Annotated in this window: 16 protein-coding genes; 2 read left to right on the top strand and 14 right to left on the bottom strand. The window is 65.3% G+C overall.

Features of this window, described 5'->3' with window-relative positions:
- Positions 1-9: 9 nt before the first annotated feature.
- Genes JCM7686_RS02110 through JCM7686_RS02095 form a run of 4 tightly spaced genes read right to left on the bottom strand, consistent with a single transcriptional unit; the run spans position 10 to position 3110 of the window.
- Positions 10-381, bottom strand: coding sequence for a DUF934 domain-containing protein (locus JCM7686_RS02110; RefSeq protein WP_020949215.1), 372 nt, complete (start codon positions 379-381; stop codon positions 10-12).
- On the bottom strand, positions 378-1109 hold the full coding sequence (locus JCM7686_RS02105; protein ID WP_041527072.1) for a phosphoadenylyl-sulfate reductase: 732 nt from the start codon (positions 1107-1109) through the stop codon (positions 378-380). Before JCM7686_RS02105 ends, JCM7686_RS02110 begins: the two co-directional genes overlap by 4 nt.
- Positions 1102-2772, bottom strand: coding sequence for a nitrite/sulfite reductase (locus tag JCM7686_RS02100; RefSeq protein ID WP_020949213.1), 1671 nt, complete (start codon positions 2770-2772; stop codon positions 1102-1104). Before JCM7686_RS02100 ends, JCM7686_RS02105 begins: the two co-directional genes overlap by 8 nt.
- A gap of 17 nt (positions 2773-2789) precedes the next feature.
- On the bottom strand, positions 2790-3110 hold the full coding sequence (locus tag JCM7686_RS02095; protein ID WP_041527071.1) for a DUF2849 domain-containing protein: 321 nt from the start codon (positions 3108-3110) through the stop codon (positions 2790-2792).
- 138 nt (positions 3111-3248) lie between these two features.
- Here JCM7686_RS02095 and JCM7686_RS02090 point away from each other — a divergent pair, with 138 nt between their 5' ends.
- Both JCM7686_RS02090 and JCM7686_RS02085 read left to right on the top strand, forming a co-directional pair.
- Positions 3249-3713 carry an Lrp/AsnC family transcriptional regulator gene (locus JCM7686_RS02090; protein ID WP_041527511.1) on the top strand — a complete coding sequence of 155 codons (465 nt, stop codon included), beginning with the start codon at positions 3249-3251 and terminating at the stop codon, positions 3711-3713.
- A gap of 263 nt (positions 3714-3976) precedes the next feature.
- Entirely contained in the window at positions 3977-4672 is a 696-nt protein-coding gene (locus tag JCM7686_RS02085) for a hypothetical protein (RefSeq protein WP_020949210.1), read from the top strand.
- A gap of 35 nt (positions 4673-4707) precedes the next feature.
- Here JCM7686_RS02085 and JCM7686_RS02080 read toward each other — a convergent pair whose 3' ends face one another.
- The 10 genes from JCM7686_RS02080 to JCM7686_RS02040 all read right to left on the bottom strand — a co-directional run bounded on the left by JCM7686_RS02080 (position 4708) and on the right by JCM7686_RS02040 (position 16164).
- Positions 4708-5826 carry a pyridoxal phosphate-dependent aminotransferase gene (locus JCM7686_RS02080; protein WP_020949209.1) on the bottom strand — a complete coding sequence of 373 codons (1119 nt, stop codon included), beginning with the start codon at positions 5824-5826 and terminating at the stop codon, positions 4708-4710.
- Between the two features lie 41 nt (positions 5827-5867).
- Entirely contained in the window at positions 5868-5996 is a 129-nt protein-coding gene (gene cydX, locus JCM7686_RS23800) for a cytochrome bd-I oxidase subunit CydX (protein ID WP_084621013.1), read from the bottom strand.
- Positions 5997-6005: 9 nt separating this feature from the next.
- The gene (gene cydB / locus JCM7686_RS02075) at positions 6006-7169 is read right to left on the bottom strand and encodes a cytochrome d ubiquinol oxidase subunit II (RefSeq protein WP_020949208.1); all 1164 of its coding nucleotides are present in this window, start codon (positions 7167-7169) and stop codon (positions 6006-6008) included.
- Between the two features lies 1 nt (position 7170).
- The gene (locus JCM7686_RS02070) at positions 7171-8769 is read right to left on the bottom strand and encodes a cytochrome ubiquinol oxidase subunit I (RefSeq protein ID WP_020949207.1); all 1599 of its coding nucleotides are present in this window, start codon (positions 8767-8769) and stop codon (positions 7171-7173) included.
- A gap of 50 nt (positions 8770-8819) precedes the next feature.
- Positions 8820-10412 (bottom strand): amino acid ABC transporter ATP-binding/permease protein, encoded by a 1593-nt coding sequence (locus tag JCM7686_RS02065; protein ID WP_020949206.1) that lies wholly within the window; start codon positions 10410-10412, stop codon positions 8820-8822.
- Positions 10409-12010, bottom strand: coding sequence for an ABC transporter ATP-binding protein/permease (locus JCM7686_RS02060; RefSeq protein ID WP_041527070.1), 1602 nt, complete (start codon positions 12008-12010; stop codon positions 10409-10411). Before JCM7686_RS02060 ends, JCM7686_RS02065 begins: the two co-directional genes overlap by 4 nt.
- 171 nt (positions 12011-12181) lie before the next feature.
- Positions 12182-12418 (bottom strand): Lrp/AsnC family transcriptional regulator, encoded by a 237-nt coding sequence (locus JCM7686_RS02055; RefSeq protein WP_020949204.1) that lies wholly within the window; start codon positions 12416-12418, stop codon positions 12182-12184.
- Positions 12419-12451: 33 nt separating this feature from the next.
- Complete coding sequence (locus JCM7686_RS02050; protein WP_020949203.1) at positions 12452-13825, bottom strand: MATE family efflux transporter; 1374 nt, start codon at positions 13823-13825, stop codon at positions 12452-12454.
- Between the two features lie 446 nt (positions 13826-14271).
- Complete coding sequence (locus JCM7686_RS02045) at positions 14272-14973, bottom strand: L,D-transpeptidase family protein (protein ID WP_020949202.1); 702 nt, start codon at positions 14971-14973, stop codon at positions 14272-14274.
- A gap of 9 nt (positions 14974-14982) precedes the next feature.
- Positions 14983-16164 (bottom strand): MalY/PatB family protein, encoded by a 1182-nt coding sequence (locus JCM7686_RS02040; RefSeq protein WP_020949201.1) that lies wholly within the window; start codon positions 16162-16164, stop codon positions 14983-14985.
- Between the last annotated feature and the right edge of the window lie 17 nt (positions 16165-16181).

The raw sequence follows: 16181 nt of genomic DNA, 5'->3' as shown, positions 1-16181 counted from the left end.
CCAGAGCCATCAGCCCGCCAGACGGGCGCGGTGGTCGAAATCCTGCCAATCGGCGCGGAAGAGCCATTGCTCCTCGGGCTGGCGGCGGGCGAGATCGGCCGGGATGCGAACCTCGTCAAAGCCGACCCGGCGCGCCATCGCATATTGATCGGCGATGAGCTTGCCGACCGCGCGCAACCGGCCCTGATAGCCAAGCTCGCGCAACCGGCGGGCCAGCGAAAAGCCGCGCCCGTCGGTCATCGAGGGAAAATCGATCGCGACGAGATCAAGGCCGAGCAGCCCGACCAGATCCTCGACCTCGGCATCCGAGGCCAGAACCACCGGCTCGGCCCCGTCATCGGCGTGGAATCCATCGTCGCGGACAAGGAAAAACTCGCTCATGCATTCGCTCCTGTGCGGACCAGTTTGCCGCCGATATAATGGATACCGCATTCGGTCTTCTGGCTGCCGCGCCAGCGCCCGGCGCGCGGATCTTCGCCCGGTTTGATCGGCGAGGTGCAGGGCGCGCAGCCGATCGAGGCATAGCCCTTGGCGACCAGAGGATGACGCGGCAGATTGTTTTCCGCCATATAATCCTGCACATCCGCCGCACGCCAATGCGCCAGCGGATTGACCCGCAGCCGCAGCGGCGGCTCGGCCTCGAAGAACTCCAGCTCGGTGCGCTGCCCGCCTTGGAACCGCTTGCGCCCGGTGATCCAGCCGTCAAACTCGGACAAAGCGCGTTCGAGCGGAATGGTCTTGCGGAAATTGCAGCAGCTGTCGGTGCTGAACTGATGCAAAGTGCCGTCGGGATCGTTCAGCGCGACCTCTTTCTCGGTCGCCTGAATGACGCGAACATCGGTCAGTTGCAGTTTCCGCGTCACCTCGAGCTGATAGTCGACGGTTTCGGGAAACAGCATCTGCGTGTCGATGAACAGCACCGGCGTGCCCGGTGCGACGACAGAGATCATATGCAGCAGGACGACCGATTCCGACCCGAAGGACGAAACCAGCGCGACCTTGCCCAGATCGGGATCATTGACGGCGCGGCGAAGCACCTCGATGGCGGCGTGATGTTTGTAGCGGTTGTTCAGCCTCGCGGCGCGATCGTCGAGTGTTCCATCAAGCATTGGCCGTTTCCGGATACAGGGCCGCCTTGAAGGGCGCGGCCCCCAGACGGCGATAGGCATCGATGAACCGCTCCTGCGGGCCGTCGCGCAGCGCGAGATAGGCAGTGACCACGCGGTCGATGGCCGGAACGACCTCTTCGCCGGGGAAGCCCGCACCGGCGCGCTGACCGATGGCCGGGATCTCGTAACCGTCGCCGCCAAGCGTGATCTGGTAATTCTCGACCCCTGCCCGGTCGAGACCGAGGATGCCGATGTGGCCCAGATGGTGATGGCCGCAGGCGTTGATGCAGCCCGAGATCCGGATATTGAACTGCCCGATTTCATCTTCCAGCCCACGGGCGCGGAAGTGATCGGCAATGTCCTGCGCGATCGGGATCGAGCGTGCGGTCGCCAAAGCGCAATAATCCATGCCCGGGCAAGCGATGATGTCGGAAATCAGCCCGGCATTGGCGGTCGCCAGTCCGGCCTCGACCAGCTCACGGTAGATCGCGGGCAGGTCCGATTTATGGACATGCGGCAGGACGATATTCTGATCATGCGCAATGCGGATATCGCTGTGGCCATAACGCTCGGCCAGCGAGGCGACCAGACGCATCTGTTCGTCCGAGGCATCGCCCGGCGTCACACCCGGCGCCTTGAGCGTCAGCGTGACGCTGGCATAGCCCTCGACCTTGTGAGCCGAGAGGTTGGTATCGGTCCAGCTGCGGAAGGCGCCCGATTTCGCGCGCTCGGCCTCATAATCGCCGGTCGGCTCGTGGCGGAAATTCGGCGCGGCATATTGGGCTTTGAGATCGGCCAGCAGCTTCTGATCGACGCCGGTGAAGACGGCGCGGCGGTTGATGAATTCCGCCTCGATCTCTTCGCGCATCACGTCAAGGCCGCGCTCGGCGACGGTGATCTTGATGCGGGCCTTGTATTTGTTATCGCGACGACCGGCGAGGTTATAGGTCATCAGGATCGCTTCGACATACGGCAGCAGATCCGCTTCGGGCAGGAACTCGCGGACGACCTGACCGAGCAGCGGCGTGCGGCCAAGACCGCCACCGATCCAGACCTGGAAGCCGGTTTCACCGGCATCATTGCGGACGATACGCAGGCCAATGTCATGGGCCGCGATCACCGCGCGCTCTTTCGCTCCGGCCGAGATTGCGATCTTGAACTTACGCGGCAGGAACTGGAACTCGCCATGGTCGGTCGACCACAGACGCAACAGCTCGGCATAGGGGCGCGGGTCCATGACCTCGTCGGCGGCCGCACCGGCAAAGGCATCGGTCGTCACGTTGCGGATGGTATTGCCCGAGGTCTGGATCGCATGAAGCCCAGCTTCGGCCAGAGCGTCGAGCATATCCGGGATATCGACCAGCTTCGGCCAGTTGAACTGGATGTTCTGGCGCGTCGTGAAATGGCCGTAACCCTTGTCCCATTTCTGGGCCAGAAGCGCGAGCGTGCGCATCTGGTCGGGGTTGATCGTGCCGTAAGGGATCGCGACCCGCAGCATATAGGCGTGAAGCTGCAGATAGACGCCGTTCATCAGGCGCAGGGGACGAAATTCCTCTTCCGTCAGGCTGCCGTCCAGACGGCGCGCCACCTGCGAGCGGAACTGGGCCGCGCGGTGGCGGTAATAGTCGAGATTGCTGCTGGTATTGGGGCGGGCGTCGAACATGGGCTGGCCTCGATCTGTCAAGCGGTCACGGTTTCGGCTTGCTTGCCGTGAAAGTAGTTCGAGGGGCCGCGCCGGCGGAATTCCTCGCGGAAATGGGTGGCTTCGGGACCGTTGGGGCCGCGCTTGGCCTCGGCGAGATAGGCGCCGACGACGATATGGCCCTGAGCTTCGGCCTCAAGCAGCGCCAGTTCGGCGCGCGGACCGTCCTCGAAGAGCTGGGCCTTGCCCGGATCTGCGGTCCAGCTCCCGTCGAGCATCCACACGCAATGACCCATGCGCAGGTCATTCGCGGTGATGACGGCAGGAGTTTCGGGCGAGGGCGTAAAGGTTTTCGACATAATGGGAGCCTTTCGGATTACCTCTCCCAATATAGAAAAAAGTTCTGTATTTTGACGAGAGGCTGGAAGAAATAAGGATGTCTTCCCCAGCTAAACCCCGAGTTAAGACGGAATTCCGCGATGAGCGCAGATCAACAGATTCAGGTCCGGCTGGACGATACAGACCGCAAAATCCTGTCCCTCCTGCAAGAGGATGCGACGCTTTCCCTTGACGAAGTCGCGGCGCGGGTCGGTGCCTCGAAAACCCCGGTCTGGAACCGAATCCGCAAATTGCGCGAGGCGGGCGTCATCAAGGCAGAGGTCGCCATTCTCGATGCCGATTCGCTGGGGCTCGAGGCCTGTTTCTTCGTGCTGATCCGCACCGCCGAGCATGATCCCGAATGGGCGCAGCGCTTCCTCTCGGCCGTGCGCAAACGCCCCGAAGTGCTTGAGGCGCATCGTCTGGCGGGCGATATCGACTATATCCTCAAGGTCCGCGTCCGGAACGCCCGCGCCTATGACCGCTTCTATCAGGCGCTGATTTCCGAGGTGCGGATCCACAACGTCACCGCACTTCTGTCGATGGAAGAGATCAAGGCAACCACCGCACTGCCTTTGGGTTAGGCAGCCTGTGGCGAAGGATCGCCGAGCCACCGAGCCTTGGTTGACACCCGCCCCACGACCTCAGACAAAACGCGCATATTGATGCGGCATCGCGGGCAACCGCGCCCTGCCCATTGTGTTTGGCCGCCCGTGTTTGGCCGCTTGCGTTTGGTTTCGAGGTTTTTATGGTTTGGTTTGTAACGACGAGGGGCGCAAAGCGCGCGACCGTGAGAAGCGTTCCGATAAAGCTGGTGAGTGCGCCAGTGCTTGGAGCTCAGACTACTATGGCGGCCCTGACCGGCCAGTCAGGCTGGCAGATCTCGGATATCGGCGGCACCAGCATGATGGCCTATCTCGGCCCCGATGTCGCAGCAGGCCTCGGCACGCCGACCAACGTACAGAAGAGTCTAGGTCCGCTGATGCAAAGCCTGCACGGGTCGCGCTCGCCCAAGAAATGGATCGCAGGCCATCTGCTGAATGCAGATCTGGGGGGAAGCGGCACGGATTCGCGAAACCTGACACCCTTAACCACATCGGCAAACCGAGCCCATTCCACCTTTGAGCAACATATCAAAAACATGCTGAATGAATGTCGCCAGATCGAAGTTGATTTCAGCTCAACCCAGCAAACGAGATCGGTTGCAGCAGCGGCAGCTCAGTACCCATTCTACTATGGCGTTCGTTACACTGTGACTGTGTCCTCGGATCGATATGCCGACCGCCCCGACCCAGCCGACTTCCATAGCTATGTCGCCTCACACATCGAGATCGACTATTGTTTCTACAAGTTTAAAAGGGATCCGTATTTCCCGATGATGTCATCCGGTCCTGTGCGAGGGGCCGACATTACCGCCAATCCCAAATTGGTCCGGCTGCGATCAACCGCAGCCCCCTCGCCTGCGCACAGTCCGAACATCACCATCTTGCCAAGCAATAATCCCGGGCTGCATTTTCGGGCGCGGATCGACAACGAGGCCTGAGGCGCGCGGCTCCCCCCCGGGCTTCGCCCTCAAGCCTAGCCCGCGGCGGAACCCATCGCAGCCAAGACCACCCCCAGCGCCGCGTCAAGCCGGTCGAGCTCGACCGTCGGGCCGCAGCTGACCCGGATGCAACGGTCCTGCGGCGAGACGCCGGGCATACGCGCAAAGATGCCCTGCCCGGCCAAACCCTCGAGCAGCCTGCGCGCGAAATCTCCGTCGCGCCCGCAGTCGATCGCGACGAAATTCGTGGCCGAGGGCAAAGCGACCAGCCCATGCTTGCGGGCGATGGCGCTGATCTGCGCGCGCGCCTCGCGCACCTTCGAGATGGTCAGGCGCAGCCAGTCCTGATCGGTCAGCGCCGCCAGCGCCCCGATCTGCGCCGAGCGGTTCATGCCGAAATGATTGCGGATGCGGTCAAAGCCCGCGATCAGCCGCGCCGGGCCAATCGCATAGCCGACGCGCGCGCCCGCCATGCCGTAAGCCTTGGAGAAGGTGCGAAAGCGGATGACGCGCTCATCCTCGGGGTCGATCTCGGGGATCGTGCCCTCGGGGGCGAATTCGGAATAGGCCTCGTCGAGCACCAGAAGCGCGCCCTCGGGCACGGCGGCGACCATGGCCTCGACGCGGCTGGCCGGGTGCCAGCTTGCCATCGGATTGTCGGGATTGGCGAAATAGATCAGCCGCGCGCCGGTCTTCTCGGCCCGCTCGATCAGCGCATCCGGGTCCTCGGCATCGTCGAGATAGGGCACTTTCGAGAGCACCCCGCCAAAGCCCGCGACATGGTAATTGAAGGTCGGATAGGCCCCTTCCGAGGTCACCACCACCTCGCCCGGCGTCAGCACCAGCCGCACCAGAAGGCCCAAAAGCCCGTCGATGCCTTCGCCGATGATGATGTTTTCAGGACGCACCCCGTTATGCGCGGCCAAAGCGTGGCGCAGCTCGTAATTGTCGGGATCGCCGTATTTCCAGATCTCGGCATCGGCCCGCGCCATGGCCTCGATCGCGCGCGGCGAGGGGCCAAAACCGTTTTCATTCGCGCCCAGCCGCGCGGTAAAGGCCCGACCGGCCCGACGCTCAAGCGTCTCGGGACCGGTGAAGGGGACCGTCGCGGGCAGCGAGGCGGGGATCGGGGCGAAGCGGAGGCGATCTGTCATGCCCGCAGACTTGTCCCAAAGCCCTGCCCCGCGCAAGTCTTTCAGCGCGGCGCGCGGCCCGGGCGCTTGGCGATCAGGCGGCGGTCTTCTTGCAGCTCAAGCCACATGGCATTGATGACCGCGAAAGCCGCCGCGAGCGGCAGGCCGAGAAGCCAGGCGAAATACCACATGAGCGTCTCCTAGTAGGAATGGGTTTTCGGGTCCGCGACCGCCTCGGGCGTGACCTTGCCCCAAAGCACCCGGTAGACCCAAGCGGTGTAGAGGATGATCAGCGGCAGGAAGATACAGGCCGCGACCAGCATGACGAACAGCGACAGATGCGAGCCCGACGCGTTCCAGACCGTGAGCGAGCTTTTCGGATCGGTCGAGGACGGCAGGATGACAGGAAACATCACCAGCCCGACCGAAGAGATCACCCCGAAGATCGAAAGCTTCGAGCCGACCATCGGCAACAGCTCGCGCCCCGCCCGCAGTGCGGCCCAAGAGATCAGCGCGCCCAAAACGCCAAGCACCGGCGCGATCCAGATCCAGGGCCGCTCGGCATAGGCGTGAAGCCAGGAACCCGCGCGCACAACCGGATAGAGCAGCGGGTTCGAGGGCGCGTCATGGGGCGGCGGCACGGCATAGTGATAGCCGGTCACGCCCAGCCACATCCAAAGCCCTGCAAGCAGATAGCCCGCGACGGCGATGAGCGCGGCCCGCTCGCCAAAGCGGCGCGCGCGTGCCTGAACCGCGCCCTCGGTCTTGAGCACGATCCAGCCCGCGCCATGCATGACCAGCATCGCAAGCGACACCAGCCCGCAGAGCAGCGCGAAAGGATGCAAAAGCCCGACAAAGCGCATCAGCGCTCCGACATCGGGCACCGCCATCAGATCGGGCGTCAGATGGAAGGGCACGCCCAGAAGCACATTCCCAACCGCGACGCCAAAGAGCAGCGCGGGCGCGGCTCCGCCGATGAAGAGCGCCCAGTCCCAGCGCGCGCGCCAGCGTGGATCCTCGCGTTTGCTGCGGTATTTGAAGGCGACAGGTCGCAGGATCAGCGCCGCCAGCACCAGAAACATCGCGAAATAGAACATCGAGAAGCTGATCGCATAAAGCGCGGGCCAAGCGGCAAAGATCAGCGCGCCGCCCAGGATGAACCAGACCTGATTGCCCTCCCAGACCGGACCGACGGTGTTGATGACGACGCGCCGTTCCAGATCGGTTTTCGCGACGAAGGGCAGCAGCGCGGCCGTGCCCATGTCAAAGCCATCGGTTGCGGCGAAGGCGATCAGCAAAAAGCCCATCAGCCCCCACCAGATCACCCGCAGCAGTTCGAGCGAGATGAGATCGTGCAGGATCATGTCACATTCTCCCCGTCGGAGCAGAGGCCGAAAGATGCGCGCGATGCTCGGCCATCCAGGCTTCGGTCAGCGCCAGATCGTCCTGCGGGCCCTTGCGGATATATTTGGCCATCAGCCGGATCTCGATGACGAAAAGCGTCGCGTAAAAGAGGCAGAAGCCCGCAAGCGTCAGCGCGACCTCGCCAAAGCCAAGCTGGCTGACCGACAGCGCGGTTGGCAAAACTCCCGCCACCGTCCAGGGCTGGCGCCCGTATTCGGCAACGATCCAGCCCATTTCCGCCGCGATCCACGGAGCGGGGATGATCACCACCCCCAGCCACAAGGACCAGCGCGGGAAATCCATCTGGCGGAACGAGGCGCGCCAGAAGAAGAAGGCCATGGTCAGGATGAAGGCCATGCCCAGCCCGACCATGATGCGGAAGGCCCAGAAGACCGGCCAGACCGTCGGGATCGTGTCATTGGCCGCTTGCAGGATCTGCGCCTCGCTCGCCTGACGCGGGTCCTCGACATAGCGTTTGAGCAGCAACGCATAGCCCAGATCGGCGCTGTGCTGGTGGAAGGCCGCGATCCTCGCGGGATCGGCCTCGCCCGCCTTGCTGTCCTGAATCTTCGTCAGCAGGTCATAGGCCACCAGCCCGTTGCGGATGCGCGCTTCGGAATCCTTTTCCAGCTCGTCAAAGCCCGGGATTTCCTTGTCGAGCGAGCGCGTGCCGATCAGCCCCATGACATAGGGGATATGGATGGCATAATGGGTCTCGCGCGCCTCGCGGTCTGGCAGACCGAAGAGCGTGAAACTGGCGGGCGCGGGCTCGGTTTTCCACATGGCCTCGATCGCGGCCATTTTCATCTTCTGGTTCTGCCCGGCGTCATAGCCCGATTCGTCACCCAGCACGACCACCGACAAGGCCGAGGCCAGCCCGAAGGCCGAAGCGACCGCAATCGAGCGCCGTGCCAGTTCGACATGGCGATCCTTGAGCAGATACCAGCACGAGACCCCCAGCACGAAGACCGAGGCCACGACATAGCCCGCCGAGGCAGTATGGACGAACTTCGCCTGCGCGACCGGGTTGAACATGACCTCGGCAAAGCTCACCAGCTCCATGCGCATGGTCAGCGGGTTGAACTCGGCGCCGACCGGATATTGCATCCAGCCATTCGCGATCAGGATCCACAAAGCCGAGAAATTGGTCGCGATCGCCACCAGCCACGCCACGATCAGATGGGCGCGCGCCGAAAGCCGCTCCCAGCCAAAGAACCACAGCCCGACGAAAGTCGCCTCCATGAAGAAGGCCATCATGCCCTCCATCGCGAGAGGCGCGCCGAAAATATCGCCGACGTAATGCGAGTAATAGGCCCAGTTCATGCCGAACTGGAACTCCATCGTGATTCCGGTGGCGACGCCAAGGGCGAAGTTGATGCCGAAGAGCGAGCCCCAGAATTTGGTCATCTGCCGCCAGATCGGGCGATCCGTCATCACATAGACGGTCTCCATGATCGCGATGATGACCGAAAGACCGATGGTCAGGGGAACGAAAAGAAAGTGAAAAAGCGCGGTGGCTGCAAACTGCAGGCGCGACAACTCGACAATGCCGAATTCCATAAAGGCCTCCTGTCAACGCAGGGTCAGTGCAGGGTCAGTTCCCGGCCACTCTAGCGCAATTCCATCACGAAATCAGCGCGTAAAGTTTCTCCGCGGCGATGCGTCGCCGTGACAATCGCACTCTGCGGCAGAGCGTCGCGCAGATTGCGCAGGACCAGATGCGCGGTCTCGGGGTCGAGCCCCTCGGTCGGCTCGTCGAGCAGCAAGAGCGCGGGCCGGCGCAAGATCGCGCGGGCGAGGGCCAGACGGCGGCGCTCTCCGCCCGACAGTCCGGCACCACCGTCACCGAGCCGCAGATCGAGCCCCTCGCGCAGCCCGTCGAGGCAGACCACCGCCATGGCCTGCGCAAGCTCGGCGTCGGAAGCCTCGGGCGCGGCCAGCCTCAGATTGTCGCGCAGGCTGCCCGCGATCAGCGCCGGACGCTGCGGCACCAACACCAGCTCGCGGCGCAAGGCGGTCTCGGACCAATCGGCGACGCAGACGCCGCCCAACCGGATCTCGTCCGCGGTCTTCGGCGGAAGCACCCCCGCGATCCGGGCGAGCAGCGTCGACTTTCCGACCCCGCTTGGCCCAAGCAGCGCGAGCATCTGCCCCGGCCCCAGCGACAGCGCCCCAAGCTTCAGCGGCAAGGCAGTTCCGGGATCGGCTATGGGTTCGGGATCACTGGCCTGCACAGAGAGCACCGGCGCCACCCGGCCCGCCGCATCGCGGATCCGGCCAAAATCGGCGGTGGCGCGGCGCAAAGGCGCGCTGACCTCGCCCAAAGCCAGCGCCAGAAACACCCCCATCGCCGCAAGCCCGGGGCTGAAATGACCCGCCTCGACCGCGATCCCGCCAAGCGCCAGCGCGCCCGCGACAGCGACGCCCCGCGTCACCTCAAGCGCCAGCCCGACGCCGCGCTCAATCCGGTCGAGCGCCGCTGTCAGGGCCCGCGCCTCGGCCTCGGCGGCCAGCGCCGCTGCGCGGGTCTCGGGCAAAAGCCCATGCACCGCCAGCACATCGCGCGCGGCCACCAGATCGAGCGTGCGCGTGCGAAACGCCTCGCTCGCGGCCAGTTGCCCGGGTGCCAGCGCCGCCGCGCGCGGCAGGCCCCACAGCGCCGCTGCGCCCGCGCCGAGCACATGCGCCCCGACGATCCACAGCGCAAAGACCCAGCCGGTCAGCGCCCAAAGCAGCGCGAAAGCCGCGCCAAAGGTCACGACCGCGCCGCAGAAGGGCAGGACCAGCCGCAGCGGCAAACCATCGAGCACATCGGTATCGGCGATCACCCGCGCCAGCGCCGGACCGCGCCGCAGCCGCGCCATCTCGCGCCAGCCCAGCTGCGACAGCCCGGTCAGCACCGCACTGCGCAGCGCGACAACGCCGCGAAGCGTCGCGTCATGGCCGAACCAGCGCTCGCCATAGCGCGCCGCCGTGCGAAAGACCGCAAGCCCGCGCACGGCAGCGGCGGGGCGGAAGACATCGAAGGTCGCGCCGACCCCGGCCGCACCCGCGACCGCCGCCGCCGTGATGAACCAGCCCGACAAAGCCAAAAGCCCCGCCCCGCCCAAAAGCACCAGCGCGGCCAGCAGCAAAGCCCAGCCCATGACACGCCGGCGCGGCCGCCCGGCCATGATGCGCCAGATCTGCCGCAGGGCGCTCATATCGCAGCACCGATGCGGATCACGCGCGGCATCAGCGCGGCAAGCTCCGGGTCATGGGTTGCAACGATCAGCCCCGCCCCCGCGCGATGGGCGGCGAGCAAGCCCGCGCGCACCAAAGCCGCCGTCTCGGCGTCAAGATCAGCGGTCGGCTCGTCGGCCAGGATCAGCCCCGGCGCCCCGTAAAGCGCGCGCGCAAGCGTCAGCCGCCGCGCCTCGCCCCCCGAGACCCCGGCCCCGGTCTCGCCCAACCTCTGGCCAAGCCCGCCGGGCAACGCCGCGACGATCTCCTCGGCTGCCGCAAGCCGCAAAGCGAGACCCGCATCGCCCGCCCGCCCCATCGCCAGATTGTCGCGAAGCGTTGCGTCAAGAAAATGCACCGATTGCGGCATCCAGCCCAGCCCCGCGCGCCAACGGTCCGCGAGATCCGGGCCAAGCAGCGCGCCCCCGACCCGGATCTCGCCGCGATCCGGCATCTCCAGCCCGGCGAGAAGCCGCAGCAAAGTCGTCTTGCCCGCCCCGCTCGGCCCGACCAAAGCCAGAGCCTCACCGGGCGCAAACCGCAAATCGGGATAGCGGATGCCATGGCGGGTGACACCGTCACAGGCGATCGCGCCCGCCAAGGGCAAGGCCCGCGCGCCCGCGCCCGCCATGACCTCGCCTGCCCCCTCAGCATCGTCCCGCGCCGCGGCCTCTGCCGCCACGGCCTCCGCGGCGGCGCGGTCATGCCAATCCGCAGCAAGATCGCGCAAAGGCTGGAAAAACTCGGGCGCGATCAGCAGCAGGAACACCCCCTGCGCCGGGGTCAAAGCCGCGCCCCAGACGCCGAAACCGATCTGCCCAAGCAGCGAGAAGCCGCAGAAAATCGCCATCATCGCGACGCCAATCGCCGCGAAAAGCTCGAGCACGGTCGAGGACAGAAAGGCGATCCCCAGAACCCGCATGGTCCGCGCCCGCAGATCCCCGGCCGCCGCCTCGAAATCCGCTATCACCGCGCCGCGTGCGCCGAGCAAGCGCAGATCGGGCAAAGCCGCGATCCGCTCGGCCAGCTCGCCGCCAAGCGAGCCCATGCGCGCCAGCTGCGCCCGGCTCGCCCGTTCCGCCGCCTGCCCGATCAGCGCCATGAAGACCGGGATCAACGGCCCGGTGATCAGCAGGATCAGACCCGCCGCCCAAGAGATCCAGAAACTCACCGCCAAAATGACCAAAGGCTGAACCACCGCCCGCGCCCGCGCCGAAAAATAACGCGCCGCAAAGGGCCGCAGCAGCTCCAGCTGATCCCCGGCGAAGGAGGCGACCTCTCCGGCGGCCATGGGCGCCGCGCGCAGGCTCTCGCGCATCAGCCGCGCCGCGCGGAGCCGCCCCAAGGCCGCCAAGGCCGCGCGCTGCGCCAGCCCATCCGCGATCTGAAACAGCCCGGCCCGCAGCCCCGCGACAGCCAGAACCGCCACCACCAGCCAAAAATCAGGCGCCCGCCCCGCGATCAACCCGGCCAAGGCCGCCGCAATCAAAGCCGCAAGCCCCAGCCACAAAAGACCGGCCAGAACCGACAGCCAAGCCGCGCGCCGCAAGGCCGGCAGCTCCGGCCCGATCAGCGCCAAAGCGGCGCTTGTCCTGCCCCCTGCCCTGACTTTTGCCCCCAACTCCGGCCCCCATCCGTCAAAGGATCACGCGAGCGCCCCACGGCTCCCGGCACGGTCGTGTCTTTCATGCCGAAATATCCCGGGGGAGCCGCGCCTTGCGCGGCGGGGGCAGCGCCCCCTCCCGCCTCTTCAGAAGGCCTTGAAGGTCATCGTCGTCAGCGTCCGGTTGATGCCCGGAATGTCGAAAAGCTGCTCCGACAGATAGCGCCCGACATCCTGATCCTCGGGAATATAGACCTTGGCCATCAGGTCATATTCACCCGAGGTCGAGTAAAGCTCGCTCACCACCTCGCGCTCATAGATCGCATCGGCGACCTCATAGGTCTTGCCGGGGGTGCAGCGGAATTGAACAAAGACGGGACGCATCGCGCGGTCCTTTCAGTGAAATCTCGCGCCAACCTAGCGCGCGACCGCGCCCGGGGTCCAGCCCCGCGCAAAGCCCCGCCAGAAGCGCACCATCAGAAGAACCGCCGCGCAAGAGAGCCCCGCGAGCAATCCAAGCCACAGCCCCGGCGGCCCGAAGCCCGCGCGCATCGACAGGAACCAGCCGCTCGGCAGACCGATCAGCCAATAGCTCACAATCGCCAAAACCATGGGAATCCGCGTATCCTGCACGCCGCGCAGCATCCCAAGCGCAATCACCTGCATCCCGTCAGCCAGCTGGAAGGCCGCCGCATAGATGATCAGCCCCGCCACCAGAGCGATGATCGCAGGTGTGCGCGGATCGCTGGCATCGAGATAAAGCGCGGCGATCTGCCGCGACAGGGTCAGGAAGATCGTGATCGTGACCAGCGAGAAAAAGATCGAGAGCAGAATCCCGGCATAGCCCGCGCGCCGGATCTCGCTTCGCGCGCCCTCGCCGTAAAAGCCGCCGACCCGGATGGTCACGGCATTCGAGAGCCCAAGCGGGATCATGAAGGCGATCGAACCGAGTTGCAGCGCAATGCCATGCGCCGCGAGCACATCAGAGCCGAACCAGCCCATCATCACATTGGTGCCGGTGAACATGCCGACTTCGGCCACCATGGTCAGCCCGATCGGCAGGCCCAGCAGAAAGACCGCGCGCAGGGTCTCGGGATCGGGGTTCCAGAAACGACGGAAGAGCTGGAAGGGCCGCGCCTCGGGCAAGGTCGTCGCGAAATAGATCAGAAGCCCCATCTGGCCGATATTGGTGATGAGCGAGGCCAAGGCCGAGCCCGCCACGCCCAGTTCGGGCATCCCATAATGACCAAAGATCAGCGCGTAATTCAGCGCCATATTCACCGGGATCCCGGCGACCGTGACCAAAAGCACCATATTCGGCCGCCCGAGCGCCGCCAGAAAGGAGTTCAGCGTCAGCCCCCAGAGCGTTGGTGCCATCGCCCAGCACATCACCCTCAAATATTCCTGCCCGTAGGCCGCGACCTCGGGCCTTTGGCCCAATGCCAGCAGGATCGCGCCCGACCACCACATCAGCGGCAGAACCAGCACGGCATGAACCGTCGAGAGCCAGAGCGCCATGCGCGTCGCGCGCCGGACCTCGGTGCGATCGCCCCGCGCCAGCGCCGTGGCGATCACCCCCATCACGCCGATGCCATAGCCCGAGCCCAGCATATAGAGGATGAAGAAGCTCGAGGTCGCCAGCACCACCGCCGCCAGCGGATCGACCCCATACCAGCCGACCATGACCGTATCGGTCACGCCGATGGCCTGACGCGCCAGATGTGACCCGATCAGGGGCAGCGCCAACCCGAGGGTGGCGGTGAGGTGGGGGGCGAGATTTTTGAACGACATGGCCAAGCTCTAGCCGCACAGTCCTGCTGCGACAAGCTGCCACAGAGAGGGTTTTCTCCTGCGTCCGCCAAGGGTTGCAGCAGAGCCACCCTTCGCCCGCCACAGGCCCGTTTCCGGTCCTGCCCTCTCGTGGCGCGCGGAATCCGCAGGACGACGCGGCCCCCCCCCTCAGCCCTGACCTTCGGGCGCGATGGAAGCGCCCTGTCGTGGCACCGTGGCGAGGCAGCAAAGAGCGACCTTTGCCTAATGCTCGCTAGCCTGTTTCCGCCCGCGGCACGTCCTGCGGCTCGGCCTACAGGCGCAAGGAGAACGCTCTGGCAGATCAGCACGAACGTCAGACGATCCCGCGCCCGAGGTGTTCATCTTTGTAGGTCTCGCATGTGCAATTGGGCCACAGGCGCAATGCCCGAACCGGCGCCCAACGCCCGCGCCCGAGCACCTCCCAATCAGGGGCGGATTTCGACCTCGGTTCCGACCTTCACATGGGCAAACAGCTCGTCGATCTCGGGATTGGTCACCGCGATGCAACCCGCCGTCCAATCGCCCTTGACCTTATAGCCATCGGGGATCTGGTTCGGCTGGCCGTGGATCATGATATCGCCGCCGGGATCGAGCCCGGCGCGGCGGGCGGCCTCGCGGTGGCGCTTTTGCGGGTAGTTGATCCCGAGCGACAGGTGAAAGGCGCTGCCATCATTCCGGCGATCGACCTTGAAGACGCCCTCGGGGGTCTTGCCGTCGCCCTGCCGGGACTTGTCGCCCTCGGGCGCAAAGCCAAGCGCGATCCGGTAGATTTTTTCGGGCCCGTCAGCCTGCCAGACGGTCATGCGCCGCGCGGCTTTCTCGATCAGGATGCGCTCGACCGGCGAGGTCAGCGGCGGCTGAACCCCCACCACCGGCGGCACCGGAAGCCCCGGCTCGGGTCGACCCGGCGGGCGCGCATCCGGCCCGGTCGCCGTGCGGGGGCGCAGGAAATCGGGCCATGTGACATCAGGCCAAACAAACTCAGGCAGCCGCAGATCCGGCATCGAAATGACCGGCGGCTTCGGCTGCCCCTCTGGCGCAAGCAGGCGCGGGCTCAGCACCAACCACGCCGCCCAAAGCAGGAGGGCGATGGTCAGAGCCGAAAACAGCCGCGCCAGCTTCTTCATCGCGCCCGGTTACTGCAGATCGGCGAAAACGGCTTGCAGCCGCTTGACCGCCTCGACGACCCGCACCCGTGGGGTGGCCAGATTGAAGCGCAGGAAATGCTCGCCCCCGGCCCCGAAGCTCGTGCCGTGATTGGCCGCGATCCGGGCCTCGTCCTGCACGCGGCGGATAAACTCGCGCGCCTCCATGCCGGTGCCCGAGAAATCGACCCAAGCCAGATAGGTCGCCTCGAGCGGCATCGACTTCAGCCCCGGAATGGCGGCAATGCCCTCGTCGAAGATGCGGCGGTTGCCGTCGAGATAGGGCACAAGCGCATCGACCCATGCCGCCCCTTCCGGCGAATAGGCCGCCGCGACCATGTCGAGGCCGAAGAGACCCGGCGAGATCCCGAGCCCGTTGATCTGGGTCTCGATCGCGCGGCGCAGCTTGGGATCGGCCACGATGATATTGCCGATATGGGCCCCCGCGATATTGAAGGTCTTGGTCGCCGCTGTCAGCGTCACCAGCCGGTCCGCGATCTCGGGGGCGGCATTGGCCATCGGGATATGCTTGTGGCCAGCAAAGACGAGATCGTGGTGAATCTCGTCCGAGATCAGGATCAGGCCGCGCGCCTTGCAGAATGCGGCGATCTCGGTCAGCTCATGCTGGCTCCAGACCCGGCCGCCGGGGTTATGCGGCGAGCACAGGATCAGCACTTTTTCGCGCCCCGTGAGCTGCGCTTCCCACGCCTTCCAGTCGAGGTGATATTCCCCGGCACGCTCGGCCAGGGGCAGCTCGACCAGCTCGCGGCCAAGGGTTTTGATGATGCGGGCAAACGCGTGATAGACCGGGGTCATCAGGATCACGCCATCACCGGGCTGGGTGAAGGCCTGAAGACAAAGCGCGGTGCCATTGACCAGACCATGCGCGGTCAGGATCCAGTCGGTCTCGATCTCCCAGTCGTGGCGGGTCTTCATCCACCAGCGAATCGCGTCGAGATAGGGCTGATGCGCGCCGGGATAGCCATAGATGCCATGCGCCGCCGTCTGCTCGACCACGCGCTGAACCGAAGCCGGGGGCCGGAAATCCATATCCGCGACCCACATCGAGATGCCATCCTGCGGGGAAACCCCGTAATAGGTCGGCATATCGTCCCATTTCGAGCTATAGGTGCCGGTGCGGTCAATCAGTTCGTCGAAGTTCGGCGCGGTCATCTGCGTCTCCTGTTACT

Source organism: Paracoccus aminophilus JCM 7686, assembly GCF_000444995.1.
Classification (GTDB): Bacteria; Pseudomonadota; Alphaproteobacteria; order Rhodobacterales; family Rhodobacteraceae; genus Paracoccus; species Paracoccus aminophilus.
This window is presented reverse-complemented; position numbering and strand designations above follow the sequence as displayed.

What these genes read in the sequence shown, in the direction of transcription:
- JCM7686_RS02095 (WP_041527071.1), bottom strand. Translation starts at nt 3,110, where the DNA reads ATGTCGAAAACCTTTACGCCCTCGCCCGAAACTCCTGCCGTCATCACC.
- cydB (WP_020949208.1), bottom strand. Translation starts at nt 7,169, where the DNA reads ATGATCCTGCACGATCTCATCTCGCTCGAACTGCTGCGGGTGATCTGG.
- JCM7686_RS02080 (WP_020949209.1), bottom strand. Translation starts at nt 5,826, where the DNA reads ATGACAGATCGCCTCCGCTTCGCCCCGATCCCCGCCTCGCTGCCCGCG.
- JCM7686_RS02105 (WP_041527072.1), bottom strand. Translation starts at nt 1,109, where the DNA reads ATGCTTGATGGAACACTCGACGATCGCGCCGCGAGGCTGAACAACCGC.
- JCM7686_RS02085 (WP_020949210.1), top strand. Translation starts at nt 3,977, where the DNA reads ATGGCGGCCCTGACCGGCCAGTCAGGCTGGCAGATCTCGGATATCGGC.
- JCM7686_RS02100 (WP_020949213.1), bottom strand. Translation starts at nt 2,772, where the DNA reads ATGTTCGACGCCCGCCCCAATACCAGCAGCAATCTCGACTATTACCGC.
- JCM7686_RS02055 (WP_020949204.1), bottom strand. Translation starts at nt 12,418, where the DNA reads ATGCGTCCCGTCTTTGTTCAATTCCGCTGCACCCCCGGCAAGACCTAT.
- JCM7686_RS02110 (WP_020949215.1), bottom strand. Translation starts at nt 381, where the DNA reads ATGAGCGAGTTTTTCCTTGTCCGCGACGATGGATTCCACGCCGATGAC.
- JCM7686_RS02045 (WP_020949202.1), bottom strand. Translation starts at nt 14,973, where the DNA reads ATGAAGAAGCTGGCGCGGCTGTTTTCGGCTCTGACCATCGCCCTCCTG.
- JCM7686_RS02050 (WP_020949203.1), bottom strand. Translation starts at nt 13,825, where the DNA reads ATGTCGTTCAAAAATCTCGCCCCCCACCTCACCGCCACCCTCGGGTTG.
- JCM7686_RS02070 (WP_020949207.1), bottom strand. Translation starts at nt 8,769, where the DNA reads ATGGAATTCGGCATTGTCGAGTTGTCGCGCCTGCAGTTTGCAGCCACC.
- JCM7686_RS02065 (WP_020949206.1), bottom strand. Translation starts at nt 10,412, where the DNA reads ATGAGCGCCCTGCGGCAGATCTGGCGCATCATGGCCGGGCGGCCGCGC.
- cydX (WP_084621013.1), bottom strand. Translation starts at nt 5,996, where the DNA reads ATGTGGTATTTCGCCTGGCTTCTCGGCCTGCCGCTCGCGGCGGCTTTC.
- JCM7686_RS02040 (WP_020949201.1), bottom strand. Translation starts at nt 16,164, where the DNA reads ATGACCGCGCCGAACTTCGACGAACTGATTGACCGCACCGGCACCTAT.